Source organism: Aeromonas sp. TS_SC_11, from assembly GCF_057318915.1.
Window position 1 is genome coordinate 2,819,539 of the sequence record NZ_CM170470.1, and the last position, 16,761, is coordinate 2,836,299.

Annotated in this window: 13 protein-coding genes; 7 read left to right on the forward strand and 6 right to left on the reverse strand. The window is 58.1% G+C overall.

Features of this window, described 5'->3' with window-relative positions; translation table 11 throughout:
• Window positions 1-67: 67 nt before the first annotated feature.
• Entirely contained in the window at window positions 68-802 is a 735-nt protein-coding gene (gene dnaQ / locus AC1P02_RS13275; RefSeq protein WP_485182426.1) for a DNA polymerase III subunit epsilon, read from the forward strand.
• Window positions 799-2,055, forward strand: coding sequence for a TIGR03503 family protein (locus tag AC1P02_RS13280; RefSeq protein WP_485182427.1), 1,257 nt, complete (start codon window positions 799-801; stop codon window positions 2,053-2,055). Before dnaQ ends, AC1P02_RS13280 begins: the two co-directional genes overlap by 4 nt.
• A 79-nt stretch (window positions 2,056-2,134) precedes the next feature.
• Here the strand turns inward: AC1P02_RS13280 and AC1P02_RS13285 are convergent, their stop codons facing one another.
• Entirely contained in the window at window positions 2,135-3,652 is a 1,518-nt protein-coding gene (locus AC1P02_RS13285) for an HD domain-containing phosphohydrolase (RefSeq protein ID WP_290044591.1), read from the reverse strand.
• A 165-nt stretch (window positions 3,653-3,817) separates the two neighbouring features.
• Window positions 3,818-6,274: an acyl-CoA dehydrogenase FadE gene (gene fadE / locus AC1P02_RS13290; protein WP_234577654.1), complete on the reverse strand. Its 2,457-nt coding sequence runs from the start codon at window positions 6,272-6,274 to the stop codon at window positions 3,818-3,820.
• A 246-nt stretch (window positions 6,275-6,520) separates the two neighbouring features.
• On the opposite strand from fadE, the gene lpcA reads away from it, so the two are divergent.
• The 3 genes from lpcA (at window position 6,521) to AC1P02_RS13305 (ending at window position 8,555) form a co-directional block, all read left to right on the forward strand.
• On the forward strand, window positions 6,521-7,099 hold the full coding sequence (gene lpcA, locus AC1P02_RS13295) for a D-sedoheptulose 7-phosphate isomerase (RefSeq protein WP_485182428.1): 579 nt from the start codon (window positions 6,521-6,523) through the stop codon (window positions 7,097-7,099).
• A 17-nt stretch (window positions 7,100-7,116) separates the two neighbouring features.
• Window positions 7,117-7,890 (forward strand): class II glutamine amidotransferase, encoded by a 774-nt coding sequence (locus AC1P02_RS13300; protein ID WP_485182429.1) that lies wholly within the window; start codon window positions 7,117-7,119, stop codon window positions 7,888-7,890.
• A 329-nt stretch (window positions 7,891-8,219) separates the two neighbouring features.
• Window positions 8,220-8,555 (forward strand): Hpt domain-containing protein, encoded by a 336-nt coding sequence (locus AC1P02_RS13305; RefSeq protein WP_005309846.1) that lies wholly within the window; start codon window positions 8,220-8,222, stop codon window positions 8,553-8,555.
• Window positions 8,556-8,606: 51 nt separating this feature from the next.
• On the opposite strand, the gene AC1P02_RS13310 is transcribed toward AC1P02_RS13305, so the two are convergent.
• Window positions 8,607-9,518: a gluconeogenesis factor YvcK family protein gene (locus AC1P02_RS13310; RefSeq protein ID WP_059168588.1), complete on the reverse strand. Its 912-nt coding sequence runs from the start codon at window positions 9,516-9,518 to the stop codon at window positions 8,607-8,609.
• A 115-nt stretch (window positions 9,519-9,633) separates the two neighbouring features.
• Here AC1P02_RS13310 and AC1P02_RS13315 point away from each other — a divergent pair, with 115 nt between their 5' ends.
• Entirely contained in the window at window positions 9,634-10,818 is a 1,185-nt protein-coding gene (locus tag AC1P02_RS13315; RefSeq protein WP_485182430.1) for an FIST signal transduction protein, read from the forward strand.
• Between the two features lie 20 nt (window positions 10,819-10,838).
• Window positions 10,839-12,935 carry a hybrid sensor histidine kinase/response regulator gene (locus AC1P02_RS13320; protein ID WP_265456655.1) on the forward strand — a complete coding sequence of 699 codons (2,097 nt, stop codon included), beginning with the start codon at window positions 10,839-10,841 and terminating at the stop codon, window positions 12,933-12,935.
• Between the two features lie 229 nt (window positions 12,936-13,164).
• On the opposite strand, the gene AC1P02_RS13325 is transcribed toward AC1P02_RS13320, so the two are convergent.
• From AC1P02_RS13325 to narQ, 3 genes are all read right to left on the reverse strand, one after another.
• Window positions 13,165-13,740 (reverse strand): LON peptidase substrate-binding domain-containing protein, encoded by a 576-nt coding sequence (locus AC1P02_RS13325; RefSeq protein WP_005309859.1) that lies wholly within the window; start codon window positions 13,738-13,740, stop codon window positions 13,165-13,167.
• A 625-nt stretch (window positions 13,741-14,365) separates the two neighbouring features.
• The gene (narL, locus tag AC1P02_RS13330) at window positions 14,366-15,004 is read right to left on the reverse strand and encodes a two-component system response regulator NarL (protein WP_017411638.1); all 639 of its coding nucleotides are present in this window, start codon (window positions 15,002-15,004) and stop codon (window positions 14,366-14,368) included.
• A complete protein-coding gene (gene narQ, locus AC1P02_RS13335) occupies window positions 15,004-16,716 on the reverse strand; it encodes a nitrate/nitrite two-component system sensor histidine kinase NarQ (protein ID WP_485182431.1) in 1,713 nt (570 codons plus the stop codon). The genes narL and narQ overlap by 1 nt, the downstream gene beginning before the upstream one ends.
• Window positions 16,717-16,761: the final 45 nt, after the last annotated feature.

Sequence of the window (16,761 nt, forward strand, 5' to 3'; positions counted from 1 at the left end):
GATCTTTTTTAGCGTGAGTCTTGGGGTAAACTAGCGGGTAAGGCCGAAGTTTGACATAGATTGGATCATGAACACACCCCAACTGAATCGCCAGATCATTCTGGATACTGAAACCACAGGTATGAACACAGCCGGTGGCCCCATCTATCTGGGACACCGCATCATAGAAATTGGCTGTGTGGAGGTGATCAACCGCAAGCTGACCGGTAATCACTACCACGTCTATATCAAGCCGGATCGGCTGGTGGATCCCGAGGCCATCCAGGTGCATGGCATCACGGATGCCTTCCTGGCGGACAAGCCCTCGTTCAGCCAGATCGCCAACGATTTCATCGAGTTCATTCGTGGTGCCGAGCTTATCGCCCACAACGCCCCCTTTGACGTGAGCTTCATGGACTATGAGTTCGGCAAGCTCGGACTCAACTTCAAAACCAGGGATATCTGCAGCATCACGGATACCCTGGCGATGGCGCGGGATCTTTTCCCGGGCAAACGCAACAACCTGGATGTGCTGTGCGATCGCTACGGCATAGACAACTCTCACCGCACTCTGCACGGCGCCTTGCTCGATGCGGAGATCCTGGCCGACGTTTACCTGCTGATGACGGGTGGCCAGACCAAGCTGAACCTGGCCACCGAAAGCAGTGAGAGCGAGCGCAATCAGGACACCAGCATTCGTCGACTGGAGAGCAATCGCCCGCCGCTCAAGATAGTGCGCGCCGGCGCCGATATCGAAGCGGTGCACGAGGCCAGGTTAGATCTGGTCCAGAAGAAGGGAGGTGCCTGCCTGTGGCGGCAATGAGCAAGCTATGGAGTGGCCTGCTGCTGTTGACCTCATTGACGGTCACGGCCAACGAGGTGTTTGCCCCCTCTGACATTCCCCTGCTCGATAATCGCTTTCGCATCGATTATGGCGTGAAGGAGATTACCTTCATCGTGACGCGCAAGCCGGGCACCTCCTCCGTGATACTGGTGCGTCCCGATGGCAGCAAGCTCTATGTCGGCAAGGTCACACCACCCGAGGTGGGCTGGCTGGCGCTCAAGGATCATGATCTCATCACCATTCGTGATCCCATGCCGGGTCCTTGGCAGGCCATCGGCGAGGTAGACCCTGACAATCGGGTGCGGATCCTGTCGAACATCAAGCTTGAAACCGAGCTGTTGCCGACCCAGCTCTATCAAGGGGAGGTGATCAAACTCAAATCCTGGCTGTTGATTGACGATGCGCCGCCCAAAGACGGGTATTACCTCACGGATCTCGGCATGACGGTGAAGTTGCAGCGTTTCAACGATGATACCCAGCAGGGTGAGCCCATTCTGGATGAAGTGCTTGGCCACTACCTTGATGATGGCAAGGGGCTCGACGAGGTGCCGGGAGATGGCGTCATGACCGCCGAGGCTCTGCTCGATGTTCCAGCCGGCAAGTATCGGGCTTTGTACAGCACCGGCAATCAGGTCTTCTCCCGGGCCAGGTCTCAGGATGTCCTTGTCTATCCGCTCCCCGTCAACTTCACCTTGACGCCCCCGTCACAAGAGGTTGGTGCCCGGCTCTCTTTTTTGATCGACGGCGATGAGCTGGATCCCGCCTCCGTGGTCGTCAAAGGCAAGGCGATGAACACGACCAATGAGAGTCTGCCTTTCAGTGCTGTGGCAACCGGGTTCAAAGTCGAAGTGGATCTGTCGGCGCTCAAGGCGGTTGGTCAGTATGAGGTGAGTGCGACTCTGTTTGGGACAACCCGGTTGGGCCGCGAGATCCAGGTCATACTGCCGGTCAAATCGTTCAATATTTTCCCCGTGCAGGCGGCCCCCCCTCCGGTTACACCTGTGGCATCGGTTGCGGTACCGACCCAGGTCAAATTTGAGGAGAAAGAGAGCAGCGGCTGGTTGATATGGTTGCTAGGCGGGGCTGGGATACTGGTTGTCCTGCTCGGCGGGGTGGGATTCATCTTGCTGCAAAAGCGCCGTGCGATGAAGAAAGCGATGGCCGCGCACAAGGCCGAAAGCGAAGGGGCCAAACCCGAGGCCAAGCTGGACCTGAACCTGCCCGAACAGTAACGAGCAGGCCTTCACTAAAAAGCCGCCTGTTGAGGCGGCTTTTTTATATGCGGCAGTTGGTGCACGGGTGTGAAAGGGGTCAATGATCCCCGACGTAGATATCCTTGTGCTGATCGCGGATCTCGAGGAACTTGTCCAGATTGGCCAGCATCAGCTCCACCAGTTGGGGATCGAAGTGCTGTCCCTTCTCTTCTTCTATCAGCGCCAGTACCTTGTCCAGCGGCCACGCCTTCTTGTAGCAGCGATCCGACCCGAGAGCATCAAACACATCGGCCAGCGCCACGACTCGTCCCTCCAACGGAATATCGTCTCCCTTGAGACCGCGGGGATAACCGCTGCCATTCCACTTTTCGTGGTGGTTACCGGCTATGGTGGCGCCTATCTGGAACAGGGCCAGGTCGCTGCCGGAGAGCATGTCCTGCCCCAGTTGGGCATGGGTTTTCATGATCTCCCACTCTTCCGGGGTCAGTTTGCCTGGCTTGTGCAAGATGGCATCCGGGACCCCGACCTTGCCGATATCGTGCAGGGGAGAGGCGCGCTTGATGAGCTCGCTCTGCTCCTCGCTCATGCCGAGCAGCTGGCAGAGCAGCTCAGTGTAGAGGGCGACCCGTTTGACGTGCAGGCCGGACTCCTTGGAGCGGGTTTCCACCAGCTCGCCGATGCGATAGATGATCTCGCGCTGGTTATCTGCAATCACCTCGTTGAGCCGGATGTTCTCCAGCGCCACTATGATGTTTTCGGTAAACAGGCTCAGCAACCCCATGTCCATCTGGCTGAGCTGACGGGTGGTTTCGATGTGAAACAACAGGTGATGGCGGGGGTTCTGACAGTAGAGCACCATCTGGTTGCCATCATAGACGTTGGCGCGATTGGTCATGGCCTGACGCAAAATAGCAGGAGCATCGATAAGTCGCACGGACGGATGGCCAGGCAGCAGAGGCTCCAGGATCTGATCCCTCACCTCATAGGCAAGCTGCTTCACGTCATAGATCTGGGACTCTTCCAGATTGAGCAGAGCGCTGAGCTGTTCCTGCGCGCCCTCGACAAACTGGCGTAGCGCCCGTTTTTCGAAGATCCCCTTGGAAGCCTCAATGACCTTTTCCAGCCCTTGGCGATTGCTCTCCAGGGTGCGGATGTCTCGGTACGAACGCAGGCTGGCCCGCAGCAGGGTGCGCAGCTTCTGGGAGGTGAGCTCTGTCTTGTCCTTGTAATCGTTGATGTCGTAGTTGGTGACCACATCATCTTCCGGCGCTTGCCCCGGTTGCCCGGTTCGCAGCACGATGCGCACCATCTTGTTTTGCAGATCTTCGCGCACGAATTTGACCACATCGAGACCGGCGTGATCGACTTCCATGACCACGTCTAGCAGCAACAAGGCTACGTCCGGGGTCTTGGCGAGCAACTCCTTGGCCTTGGCAGCTGAATAAGCATGCAAAAATTCAATGGGTTTGTTATCGAATTCAAACTTGCTCAGGGTGATCTTGGTGATGCGATGCACTTCGGGCTCATCATCCACAATCATCACCTTCCATCCAGCTTGCTGCTGTTCCTGAAGGGGCAGATCGTCATCGTCAATAATCAGGATTTGGTCATCCATCATGCAATCCTGTTTGGGATCCTGTGCTTACATTAACTGCTTCACTAAGGATAGGAAACTTATTGAGAAATAAAATTTGATCTGTGAAATCTCTTTGTTGTCATCGTGATCCAGGTCCATAAAAAACGCCTCCACATGGGAGGCGTCAGGTTCGTTTTCTGCGTATCAGGCTGCTCTGTGATAGGCCGATGGTTCGAACAGGGTCTTGTTGGCAACCAGGTCGATGGGATCAAAATCATCGACGTTGATGGTTCGCAGGCGGCTCTCTTCGGCGCGACGCAGCAAGTCGGCCTCATTCTGGTTGAGCACACCGAGCGCCAGACCCGCATCCGCCACTTTGTCCAGTTGCATAAACAGACGCTTGATACCGTCAGCTTTGCATACTTTGTCAAACAGCGGTTCGGCTGCCAGCACGTCATCCAGCGCCTGTTCCAGCAAGCCGAAGGGGTTGCCCTCTTCGCGGGTCAGGTATTGACCCTGTGCCAGTCGGCTGCGAGTTTCGCTCGGCGTTTGCAGCAGGCGGGCCACTTGCTGGTCCAGCTTGTCGCTCGGGCGCTTCATGTCACGACCCAGCGGCAGCACTATGACGCGCAGCGCAAGGCCAATCCAGCGGTTCGGGAAGTTGCGCAACAGCTCGTCGATCGCCTCTTGCGCCTTGAACATCGCATCTTGCAGTGCCCAGTGCAGCAGTGGCAGATCCGCCTGCTGACGACCCTCATCCTGATAGCGCTTGAGGGCACTTGAGGCGAGGTAGAGCTGACTCAACACGTCGCCCAGGCGAGCGGAGACACGCTCCTTGCGCTTGAGCTCGCCGCCCAGGGTGCCCATGGCCATGTCTGACAGGAAGGCCAGGTTGGCCGAGAGGCGGGAGAGCTGCTGGTAATAGCCCTTGGTCTGATCCTTGTAAGGGGCTGCGGCGAAGCGAGCACCGGTCAAGCCCAGCCAGAAACTGCGCACCAGGTTGCTGATGGCAAAACCGACGTGGCTGAACATGGCCTTGTCGAAATCCTTCAGCGCTTGCTCCTTGTCCGGATGGCTGGCTGCCAGCATCTCCGGCAGGACATAGGGGTGGCAGCGGATGGCGCCCTGACCGTAGATGATCATGCTGCGGGTCAGGATGTTGGCCCCTTCTACTGTCACTGCGATCGGGGCACCCTGATAGCCACGGGCCAGATAGTTGTTCGGGCCCATGCAGATGGCCTTGCCGCCGTGGATGTCCATGGCATCTATGATGCACTTCTGGGCACGGTCGGTGAGGTGGTATTTGACGATGGCGGAGATGACCGAGGGTTTTTCCCCCAGATCGATACCGGTCACTGTCAGGTTGGCGGCAGCGCCCATTATGTAGGCGTTGCCACCGAGACGGGCCAGCGGCTCTTCAATGCCTTCCATCTTGCCGATGGGCAGCTTGAACTGGCGGCGGATGCGGCTGTAGGCGCCGGTCGCCAGGGCCAGCATCTTGACGCCGCCCGTGCTGTTGGAGGGCAACGTGATACCGCGGCCAACCGAGAGGCATTCGACCAGCATGCGCCAGCCCTGACCGGCCATGGCCGGGCCACCTATGATGAAGTCGAGCGGTACAAACACATTGTCGCCACGGGTCGGACCATTCTGGAACGGCACATTGAGCGGGAAGTGACGACGGCCTATCTCGACCCCTTTGATGTGGGTCGGGATCAGGGCACAGGTGATGCCCAGCTCCTCTTCGTCACCCAGCAGGTGATCAGGGTCGCGCAGCTTGAAGGCCAGACCCAGCACGGTAGCAATAGGGGCGAGCGTGATGTAGCGCTTGTTCCAGGTCAGGCGCATGCCAAGCACCTCTTCCCCTTCCCATTCACCCTTGCAGATAATGCCGAAGTCGGGAATGGAGCCGGCGTCGGAACCCGCTTCCGGGCTGGTCAGGGCGAAGCAGGGGATCTCTTTGCCTACCGCCAGGCGGGGCAGGTAGTGGTCTTTTTGCTCATCGGTGCCGTAATGTTGCAGCAGTTCACCCGGGCCGAGGGAGTTGGGGACGCCTACTGTGGAGGCCAGCACGGCGCTGGCGCCACACAGTTTTTGCAGCACACAGGACTGGGCATAGGCGGAGAATTCCAGACCACCGTATTTCTTCTTGATGATCATGGCGAAGAACTTGTTGTCCTTCAGGTATTGCCACACCTCGGGGGAGAGATCGGCCCGCTCGTGAGTCACTTCCCAGTCGTTGACCATGCGGCAGACGTTTTCAACCGGGCCATCCATGAAGGCTTGCTCTTCGGTTGATAGAACGCTGACCGGGATGGCGTGCAGCTTCTTCCAGTTCGGGTTGCCGGCGAACAGGTCCGCTTCCCACCAGGTGGTCCCGGCTTCGATGGCTTCCTTCTCGGTGCGGGACATCTCCGGCATGATCGACTTGTAGATCTTGAACAGCGGCTTGGTCAGCTGATTGCGGCGAAAATCCACCAGGTTGAGGGGGATGGCAATCACGGCGAACAGTGCCCACACCAGCAGGGGGACATGGCCATAGAGGGTGCCAGCGACCAAGGCGGCGGCCGTGGCAAGCGTGGATGTGAACAGAGACGCCCGGCGATAAGCCATGGCGCCGATCACCAGGATCACCCCGAGCAGAGTGAGGGTCGTCGTCATTTTTCGCTCCTTGCATGAGTTGCCGAAGTTGGCTAAGCAGTAGATTAACTGATCCAGAGGTCTGACCTGTTGGATATGGCCCCTGTTGTAATTCATACGCACAAACTTATCAAGCTGTTTACAAGCTCGTTACCTTCACGCTGTGAGCGGCATAACGTCCTGCAGGCGGCATCTTGGCTGGCTGGGGGGCGACGATTGGATTGGCTTGTGCGACAATGACGCCGCCCACATTTTGGAAGAGACATCATGTACCAAGAACTGATCCGCAATGAATTGACCGAAGCTGCTGGCGTGCTCCAGGCGTTCCTGGCAGATGAGCAGAATCTGAAGAACATAGAGGCAGCCGCCAAACTGCTGGCAGACTCCTTTAAACAGGAAGGCAAGGTGCTCTCCTGTGGCAATGGTGGTTCCCACTGCGATGCCATGCATTTTGCCGAGGAGCTGACGGGCCGTTATCGCGAGAACCGTCCAGGCTATGCCGGTATTGCCATTTCCGATCCCAGCCACCTCTCCTGCGTCTCCAACGACTTTGGCTACGACTATGTGTTCTCCCGTTATGTGGAAGCGGTCGGCCGTCGTGGTGACGTCTTGCTCGGCATTTCCACCAGTGGCAATTCGGGCAACATCCTCAAGGCCATTGAAGCCGCCCATGCCAAGGGCATGAAGGTGATAGCGCTGACCGGCAAGGATGGTGGCAAGATGGCGGGTATGGCCGATGTCGAGATCCGGGTGCCGCACTTTGGTTATGCCGACCGCATTCAGGAAGTGCACATCAAGGTGATTCATATCCTGATCCAGTTGGTCGAAAAAGAGATGGCCAAGTAATAAGGAGTCCGCTGGTTATGTGCGAACTGCTCGGCATGAGTGCCAATGTGCCGACCGATATCTGCTTCAGCTTTACCGGTCTGATGCTGCGCGGCGGCAAGACGGGGCCACACAAGGATGGCTGGGGGATCACCTTCTATGAGGGGAGGGGGTTTCGCACCTTCAAGGATCCCGAGCCCAGTGCCCAGTCGCCGATAGCCAAGCTGGTACAGGCGTTGCCCATCAAGAGTCGCGCCGTGGTCAGCCATATCCGGCAGGCGAACCGCGGCTGCGTGTCGCTGGAAAACACCCATCCGTTCACCCGTGAACTGTGGGGCCGCTACTGGACCTTTGCCCATAATGGCCAGCTGACCGGCTACAAGCGACTTGCAACCGGGCGGCACCGTCCGGTGGGAGACACCGACAGCGAACATGCTTTTTGCTGGTTGCTCAACCGACTGGAGCTGAAATATCCCAAGCGCCCCGCCAATTTCCCCGCCATGTTTCGCTATCTGGCGACCCTGTGCGATGAATTGCGCGGACTCGGGGTATTCAACATGCTGCTGTCGGATGGGGAGTTCGTGATGACCTATTGCAGCAACAACCTGCACTGGCTCACCCGGCGTGCTCCGTTTGGCGAGGCCCGGCTGCTGGATGAAGATGTGGCCATCGATTTTCAGAGCGAGACAACCCCGGATGACGTGGTCACCCTGGTGGCGACCCGCCCGCTCACTGGCAATGAAAATTGGGTCAAAATGGCGCCCGGCGAGTTCAGCCTGTTTCGCCTTGGTGAGCGAGTATGCGGCAGTTAGATTCGGTAATCGTCTGATTTAAATGTAAAAAAATACCAGGGTAGAATCCTACCCTGGTTCTTCGCAGCAGCCATACAGGCAAAAAGGGATGAGAGAAGTGTTGCTGAGCTGCATCATTCTCACGGCCTTCATTGTTATTTAAATGTTAATTTATTGGCAATATTTATATTTCAATAACGCCTGCCTCTCACCGAATTAATAGAGCTCGATCACACTTTCCTTCTCTCCACCGTTTACCGGTCAGCAAGTGAATATGGGTGAGGGATGACGCTGTCACGCCGGGCATCTATAGTATGGTCTGTTTGAATACCACCAGAGAGGGCTGAGGGATGGAATGGTTGGATCAGAAGGTGCTGCGACAGCTGGCGGAAGATATAGGTCAGGAGATGATGCCGGTGGTGATCTCGGTGTTCATCGAGGAGGTGGGTGAGCAGCTCACCCAGCTTAGGCCTCTCTATGAACGGCGGGACTGGCCCGCGCTGGCCCGGCTTGCCCACAGCATGAAATCGTCCTGCGGCAGCTATGGTGCCCAGCTCAGCTATCAGCAGGTGGTGGCACTGGAGCTGGCCTGCAAGCACGAAGATGCCGACGAGGTTGCCCGCTTGCTGACCCAGCTGGAGCAATCCCTGCCTCAGGTCCTCTCCCACCTTGCCAACTATCACTGAGCTTGTTGCGCAGTGACCCCCGTGTTCATCGCTGCGCGTCTTTGCTAGTTACTAGCGTTGATTGATCAGTTGCTGGATAACCCTATCCAGCGCCAATTTTAGTTTCAGCCGATCGTGGCGATGGGGGAGGTCAGCCTCACCCAGTTCGGCCTGGATCAGCTGGCTGGCCAGCTCGACAGGATATTCCCCTGCTGGCGCCAGAATGGCATCGACACGGCCTGCACCGACCCGTGATTCCAGCCAGCGCCATTGATTGAGCAGACTCAACTGGCTGGCAGGGCCATTTTCGGCCACCAGATTGCAGATGAACACCAGCATGGCATCGCTCTCGTTGATGGCTTGTGCCACTTCGGCCAGCAGCAGGGGCGGCATGATGGAGGTGAGGAAGCTGCCGGGTCCGAGGATGATCATGTCGGCCTGAGCCAGGGCTTGCACCGCCTCGCGGGTCGCCGGCACTTCCGGGCTCAGGCTCAGGGAGAGGGGAGGCGTATCGAGTTGATCGATGGAGACCTCTCCCAGGATCTGGTTGCCACAGACGGTGTGGGCACACAGATCGGTGGGAAATTCTGACATGGGTAACAATTGTGACTCTATTTTCAGCATGTCACTGATGAGCTTGATAGCATCAAGAGGGCGTACGCAGAGGTTATCGAGCGCCAGCAGCATCAGATTGCCGAGGTTGTGGCCGGCCAGCTCGCCGCGGCCGGCGAAGCGGTATTCGAACAGCAGGCTGCCAATACTGGGGTCGGTGACCAGTTGATTGAGGCAGTTGCGCAGATCTCCCCAGGCGATGCACTCCTGGCTCTTGCGCAGCCGTCCTGTGGATCCGCCGTCGTCCGTGGTGGCGACGATACCGGTCAGGCGCTGGCCGAGAAACGAGAGTGAGGAGAGCACACGGCCCATGCCGTGGCCACCACCGATGGCGACGACCCGGTCAAAGTCATTGATATTTTTCTGCCACATGCAGCTGTCCTGTGGTTGGGCTCAATCGAGGGCCATTCTAGCCGACGAAACGGGATAATTGTTTGATTAAGGTATGATTTTTGCTTACCTCCAGCACATCATGAACAACTAGGAGATGGTGTTGAACTTTCTGACGGCTCACTCTCTTGAAGAGACCTCCCTGCTGGCTGCGCGGCAGGTCAGTGAGCGGCTGCTCGCTCAAGCACCCCATTCCCCTTCGCTGTTATTGGTCTATTTTACCCAAGCCCACGATGCCGAGGAACTGCGTCGCCACCTCAAACAGCAGTTTCCAACCACTCGACTGATAGGTTGCAGCTCCTGCGGCGGTGTCATGACCCAGACAGGGCACCATGCTCGTCAGGGGTTCGGGCTGGCGGTGGCGGCTCTCTATGATGACAAGGGCGCCTACGGGGTGGCAGGGCAGACGGGGGATGACGTGGATGTACGCCAGTTGCTGCGCAGTGCCATCGCCGATGGCGGGCGTCCAGGTGAATTGCCCCAGCTCATCTTGTTGCACGCCAGCCCGGGTCAGGAGGAGGCGATGCTTGCCAACATCGAAGCCGAGCTGGGCACGACCGTCCCTGTCGTGGGGGGCTCGGCGGCGGACAACAGCGTCGGCGGTGACTGGCAGCTGTGCTGGGATGAGGGCAGTGCCCGCGAGGGCGTCGCGCTGGCCGTGCTCTATCCTGAGTGCCAGCTGGCGTTCCAGTTCCACTCCAGCTATATCCCTACCGAGCATCGTGGCACCATTACCGCCCTGGCAGGACGGGAGATCCTCACCATTGATCATGCGCCTGCCGCCGAGGTCTATGCCCGCTGGATTGGACGAACCACGCCCTGGCCTGTGGGGCCCATACTGCGGGAGACAACGCTCTCGCCGCTGGCTCGTCAGGTGGGCACTCTGGACGATATGCCCTACTACAAGCTCTCCCACCCGGAGGCGGTGACAGAAGGGGGCGGTTTGCGCCTCTTTACCGATACCCAGATCGGGGAGAAATTGCTGCTGATGTACAGCAGCCAGGAGGGGCTGTTGCAGCGGAGTCTGAACGCGACCCGCATCGAACCAGAATACGGCATGACCACAGAGATGCGGCCGTTCGGGGCCCTAGTGATTTTTTGTGCTGGTTGTCGCTTGGCTCTTGGTGATAGCTTATGCCAATTCGTCGACCAATTTCACACACGGTTGGGGGATATCCCCTTCATTACCCCGTTTACCTTCGGTGAGCAGGGGCGTTTACCCCACGGTGAGCTGGCACACGGCAACCTGATGGTATCGAGCGTGATCTTCCTCGACAGCTGATATATGGCGCTGGAAACAAGATGATAGGTAATACCGAACTGGAAGCCCTCGGGGACAAGCTGCAGACCACGCTGGTGGAGCTGGTGCGTTGTCGGGAACGCGAGGCCAAATATCGCCAGGAGTCGCAGACCCTGCTGTGTGGCGTGGCTACGCTGGCCGATGCCCAGACCCTGGAGCAGGTGCTGGACAGCCTGATCCAGGTGCTCAAGCCCTTTATCGGTTTCGAACATGCAGACGTGGTGGCTTGGGAGGGGGATGTCGGCGTCACTCACCTCAGTACCCAGGATGGCGAAGTGGGTCGGGACTGGCAGCTGACACCCCTCTTCTCCCGCGCCATCGAGGGGGAAACACTGGTCATCTATGATCCGACCCAATTGCCTGAGCTGGCGCCGCTGGCCCACGTATCCGGCTGGGCCAGCGTCATGATGACGGGGCTGCGCGCCCCCGGTTTCTCCGGTGTTCTCATCTGCCGTCACGCCGTCATGGGTACCTTCGATCTCAAGAGCAAGGCCGCGATGCAGCGCTGCCGCCCGCTCATCTCCCAGGCCTTGGTCAACATCGCCTATCGTGCCCGGTTGCAAGAACAGGTTGAACTCAAGACCCTGGCGTTGCAGACCAGCGAACAGCGTTTTCGCAGCTTTGCTGGCATGGCCTCCGACTGGTTCTGGGAGACGGACACAGAGCACAGGCTCAGCTATGTGTCGGCGCCCGGCTATCACGGGGACGTGCTGGTGCATCAGCCCGGCCAGAGCCTCTACGATTACGCCTATGACAGACGGGATCCCGAATGGGGCAAGTACCGTCGTCTCATCGCGCTGCATCTGCCGGTGCGGGCGGTACGGGCCCAGGTCAGCTTGGTCAAGGGCCCTTGCTGGATGGAGATCAACGCCGAGCCCTGCTTCGATGCCGCCGGTGTATTCATCGGCTATCGGGGGACTGCGCGGGATGTGGGCAACCAGATCCGCCGCGAGCAGGAATTGGCACGGGCGCGAGATGAGGCCGAGGCAGCCAACCGCGCCAAGTCGCAGTTCCTGGCCATGATGACCCACGAAATTCGTTCCCCCATGAATGCGGTGCTGGGCATGCTGGACCTGTTGCAGCACGCCCAGCTTGAACCCCAGCAGCAGACCCTGCTGGGACATGCCACCCACTCGGCACGCCTGCTGCAAACCATCATCGACGATGTGCTCGACTTCTCGAAAATCGAATCCCATACCCTGGAATTTCATTGCGAGACCCTGCACCCGACCCAGCTGTGCCAATCCCTGATCGAGCCGCTGCAAGCGCGTGCCAGTAGCAAGGGGATTATCCTGCGCTGGCTGGTGGATGAGGCGGTGCCTCCCCAGTTGCAGGGGGATCCGGTTCGCCTGTCACAGGTCATTAGCAACCTGCTCGGCAATGCGGTGAAGTTCACCAGTCAGGGCAGCGTATCCTTGCAACTGGGTTGGCGCCATGAGCGGCTGCGAGTCTCGGTCACCGACACCGGCATCGGTATCTCGGCCGAAGATCAGGCGCTCCTGTTCGAGCCTTTCTCTCAGGTCGACAGCTCGGCGACCCGCCGTTTCTCCGGCACCGGCCTGGGGCTGGCCATCAGCAAACGGCTGGTGGAGCTGATGGGTGGCGAGATCCGATTGCAGAGTGCCCCTGGTCAGGGCAGCTGCTTCTGGTTCGATCTGCCCGGCATGGCGCTGCCATGCGAGTGCAGCAGCCGGCCCGAGCCGGATCAACTGCCCATTCAGGATCTGGATGTGCTGGTGGTGGAAGACAGCCCGGTCAACCAGCTGGTGGTCTCGCTCATGCTGCAAAAACTGGTGACCCGGGTACGGCTGGCGGCCAATGGTCTGGAGGCGCTGGCCCAGGTGGCGGAGCAAAAGCCGGATCTCATCCTGATGGATATGCGGATGCCGCAGATGGATGGATTGGAGGCGACTCGCCGCCTGCGGGAGCTGGGCTGCAAGATGCCCATCGTCGCCTTGACTGCCAATGCCATGGCCGAAGACAGGGCTCGTTGTCTGGCTCAGGGAATGGATGACTTTCTGGCCAAACCCATCAGCCTGATGCGGCTGAGAGAGTGCCTGCAACGCTATTTTCATCCCGAACTGCCGGATCGCAGATAAAAAAAATGGTCAACCTGGGTGGTTGACCAATTCTTCAGCAAATACTGAAGAGAGCACGGGATAAATCGGGTTGTACTGTTCTATATGAAAAAGTCGTGCCAACTTTTTCAGAACCTGTTTATGCGGCTTGCAGCGGTATTGTCTGTTTTTATTGCTATCCGCTGTTTGCAAAATGCGAAATTGTTATTTTCATTGTGGGAATATTCGCATTTTGCAAAGACTCTTTGACTCACTGTGCGATCAGTCGGCGCAAGAATTGACGAGCCGCTTCGCTATTTTGTTTGGCAATCAACATCTGTTTTTCATAGATCGGCATGGGCAGGATCTCGAGCCAGCGTTGGCAGAGCCAGGCCGCATCGTCAAACTGCTTGTCCGGATAGAGCTCATCGAGCTCGGGATACTGCTCGAACACTTCCCGCAGCCGGGTGACCAGCGGCTTGTCACTGAAGTCTGAATGGGCGCTTGGCCAGTTCGGCAGGGCTTCGACCCTGGCACGGCGCAATCCCATCTCGTCCGTTTCCATCTCATGAATGCAGAAGCGTTCCATGCCGAGCACAGTGACGCCGAGCAGACCATCATTCAGGGTATAAAAATCGGTCACCTTGACCCGGGTACCGACCGGCAGGATCCGCCCGGATTTACCCGTGGTGGTCGCCTCTTCCATCACTATGCCGAACCCCTGGTCATTGATGAATGACTCTTTGAGCATCTGCAGGTGGCGCGGTTCAAACAAACGCAGCGGAAGCTTGCCACCAGGCAGTATGTGGGAAGGCAAGGGGAACAATGCCAAAGGTTGAAGTTTCATGTTCCGTCCTCCATTGAGTAGTTGCTGAATAGGACAATGCAGCGACTGTGCCAGAGGATGATAAAAGCCCCAGAATGGGGGCGTCAGTATCCGGCTTTAGGGTTAAATTTATTAATAATCAGTGGTTTATGTTTTTATATTTTCTGCTGACGTGACCCCGTAGTCAGCTGAATACGGCCGGTTCCTGGTTACTCGGTCCCCACTCTCTTCGCGTCCTGAATTGAAGCGCATCGCATCTTGCAAAGAGCCAAGTGCAAAATGCGCATGGCCGTTGCGGCGGCTTGTGAGCCGCGCCGCTGGCCTGAGTGCAAGGTGCGAGCAGGCAGGGGAGCCCTGTTCGGGCACGAGAAGATAGAAGTGTGTCGCAGTGACGGATGTGGTGAATCGGCGGGTGACTCCCGCTTCCACACAAGCGGGATTATGTGGTCGTCCATCTTGCTTCTTGCAGAGGCAAAGGGTGGCAGGCCCGGTTTCGGGCGGATTTAGCGCAGATGGCAGATTCGGGCAAATTTAGCGCAGATAAGGAAAGCCCCGACGATGCGGGGCTTTGGTTTTTTCTCAGTCTTGTCAAGGCATGAATATAGAGCGCAACAAGGCGCTCGGTTGCATGCTCTGCCCGCGCGCGTTAGTTGCGCTGCTCCAGGTACATGACAGCCGCTTCCACGCGACTTTGCGCCTCAAGTTTCTTCAGCAGGCTCTTGACGTGAACCTTGACCGTGCCTTCGGAGATATGAAGCACGGAAGCGACCTGTTTGTTGGAGAGGCCCTTTGCAATTTCGCGCAGGATTTGCATTTCGCGACGCGTTAAGCTTTCCAGCTTCTGTTGCAGGTGGTCCAGCTCGTAGATGTTCTCGAGGTAGGGACGCAGCGGCTCGCTCAGGATCTGTTTGCCGGTCATCACGTCTGCCAGCTGGGCCAGCAACATCTCTGGCTCGGTATCTTTCAGCAGGTAGCCATCGGCGCCGGCCTTGAGCAGGGCGACTACGTCCTGGCGAGCGTCGGAGACGGTCAGGATCACCACGCGGGAGGTGACTTCCTCGGTGCGCAGCGCCTTTAGGGTATCCAGACCGGAGAGCCCCTTCATGTTGAGATCGAGCAGGATCAGATCCGGTTCGGACTCTTTGGCCATGGCGACGGCATCAGTGCCGTTGGATGCCTCGCCAATCACCTCTATGTTCTCTTCCAGGGCCAGCAGTTGCACAATCCCTTTACGCATGAGGGGATGGTCATCCACGACCAGAACACTATATTTCATCTCGTCCATCAGGCATCTCTTGTTAGGCTGGTGGGAAAGGTCAGATGTACGCAGGTGCCTCTGGGCGGCTGTTCGCTGATGGTCAGCAGACCATGCAGCTTGCTGGCACGCTCATTCATGATGCTGAGGCCATAGTGGTTGACCGCCGAGCTTGCGATCCCTATTCCAACACCGTCATCTGAAATCTGAACCTGAATGTTACCATCGGCGAGGGTCTCACAGCTAACATCAATCACTTGCGCGCTGGCATGTTTGATGGCATTGAGCACTGCCTCACGGATCAGCTGCAGAATATGAATGTGCTGACCCGCTTCAAGATCCGTATCAGCAAGACCGTAATGGAGCCTGAACTCGGCCTGAGTCTGAGGCTTGAGCTGCTCCAGCATTACCTTGATGGCTTCCCCCAGATTGGCATCGCCGATGCTGAGGCGGAAAGTGCCCAGCAGCTCGCGCAGCTGGGTGTAGGCGCTGCTGAGTCCCTCGTCGATCTGCTGCATCGCCGCTTCTGCCTTGGCGGTATCGCCCTTGGCAAAAGAGCGTTTGAGCAGAGTGGACTGGATCTTGAGGTAAGAGAGCGCCTGGGCCAGCGAGTCGTGCAGCTCGCGGGCGATGACGGCTCTCTCTTCCATCAGCAACAGCCGTTGATGTTGCAGCAGGGTCTGATCCTTGTGCAGCACCTGGGCCAGCAGCATGGAGAAGTTTTTCATCAGCCGCTCGTCGATGGGGTGAGTGCTTATCATGTCGAGCCGGCCGTACTCCTGCTCATCCATCTGCAGATGAAAGCTCACCACTGAGTCGAGATCGCCTGGCCAGCCCTTGCGGCCTGTGATGTAGTCCGGCATGGCGTTGTGTTCAAAGCGGGTCAGCCGGATATGGTCTATGTGCTGATGGGCCGCGGCCCGCTCCAGCAGTTTGAGCAGAGTGCGCCGACTCAGCGGCGCCGCATGCAGCTTCTGGGCGGTGGAATAGAGAAAGGAGAGGGTGTCGTTGGCCTGTTGCAGCTTGGCCGTTTTCTCTTCTACCTTGCTCTCCAGCTCCCGATAGAGCTTGCCGAGCTCATCTGCCATGGTGACGAAGGCAGCCGACAATTCTCCCAGTTCATTCTCGCAATGGGGAGGCAGGGTGAGATCGAACTCCTGGCGCTGGATCTGGCGGGCGCAATAGACCAGCTGGTTGAGCGGTGCCACCACCTGCTGACGGGTGAAGCGTACGGTAAACCAGGCGATGGTGATGATGGAGAGCAGGCCCAGCCCCTCCGCCAATGCCAGCATGCGCACCTTGAACTCCACGTGGTACTGCATCTGATTGACGAAATCATCGATGGCCGCGACAAACTGTTCCGCATTGTCGGTGTAGCGTTTGGGGGTGGCGTTCTCGATGTGCTCGCGCATCATCTGCCATTGCAGCAATACCTCGCCATAGGTTCGGCGCAGGGAGGCTGGAGTAATCCAACGCTGTGTCTCTTGCAGCTCGCGTGCATGCAGGGTCTGTTCGAACTGATCGAGCCGCCCCAGCACTGGCTGGCCCTGCTCTATTTCATAGGCCATGCGATAGGCCTGCATCCGCAGCGAACCCGACAGGTTGATCGCCTTGGCATCGGGCACCGAGTAGAACAGGGTCACCATGGCCACGACGGCGATCAGGCTCGCCATGAACAGAATAAGCACCATGGAACGCCCGATGGCGCTGCTGACCGAATGTACTTTGAACCATTTTCCCATGCTGGCTGGCGTCCTCGACCTCTGGCAATAACCCCATAAAGTTGC

Bases quoted from the DNA above. Each gene is read 5' to 3' on its own strand.
- dnaQ (WP_485182426.1), top strand. From the start codon at position 68: ATGAACACACCCCAACTGAATCGCCAGATCATTCTGGATACTGAAACC.
- AC1P02_RS13280 (WP_485182427.1), top strand. From the start codon at position 799: ATGAGCAAGCTATGGAGTGGCCTGCTGCTGTTGACCTCATTGACGGTC.
- AC1P02_RS13285 (WP_290044591.1), bottom strand. From the start codon at position 3,652: ATGGATGACCAAATCCTGATTATTGACGATGACGATCTGCCCCTTCAG.
- fadE (WP_234577654.1), bottom strand. From the start codon at position 6,274: ATGACGACGACCCTCACTCTGCTCGGGGTGATCCTGGTGATCGGCGCC.
- lpcA (WP_485182428.1), top strand. From the start codon at position 6,521: ATGTACCAAGAACTGATCCGCAATGAATTGACCGAAGCTGCTGGCGTG.
- AC1P02_RS13300 (WP_485182429.1), top strand. From the start codon at position 7,117: ATGTGCGAACTGCTCGGCATGAGTGCCAATGTGCCGACCGATATCTGC.
- AC1P02_RS13305 (WP_005309846.1), top strand. From the start codon at position 8,220: ATGGAATGGTTGGATCAGAAGGTGCTGCGACAGCTGGCGGAAGATATA.
- AC1P02_RS13310 (WP_059168588.1), bottom strand. From the start codon at position 9,518: ATGTGGCAGAAAAATATCAATGACTTTGACCGGGTCGTCGCCATCGGT.
- AC1P02_RS13315 (WP_485182430.1), top strand. From the start codon at position 9,634: ATGGTGTTGAACTTTCTGACGGCTCACTCTCTTGAAGAGACCTCCCTG.
- AC1P02_RS13320 (WP_265456655.1), top strand. From the start codon at position 10,839: ATGATAGGTAATACCGAACTGGAAGCCCTCGGGGACAAGCTGCAGACC.
- AC1P02_RS13325 (WP_005309859.1), bottom strand. From the start codon at position 13,740: ATGAAACTTCAACCTTTGGCATTGTTCCCCTTGCCTTCCCACATACTG.
- narL (WP_017411638.1), bottom strand. From the start codon at position 15,004: ATGGACGAGATGAAATATAGTGTTCTGGTCGTGGATGACCATCCCCTC.
- narQ (WP_485182431.1), bottom strand. From the start codon at position 16,716: ATGGGAAAATGGTTCAAAGTACATTCGGTCAGCAGCGCCATCGGGCGT.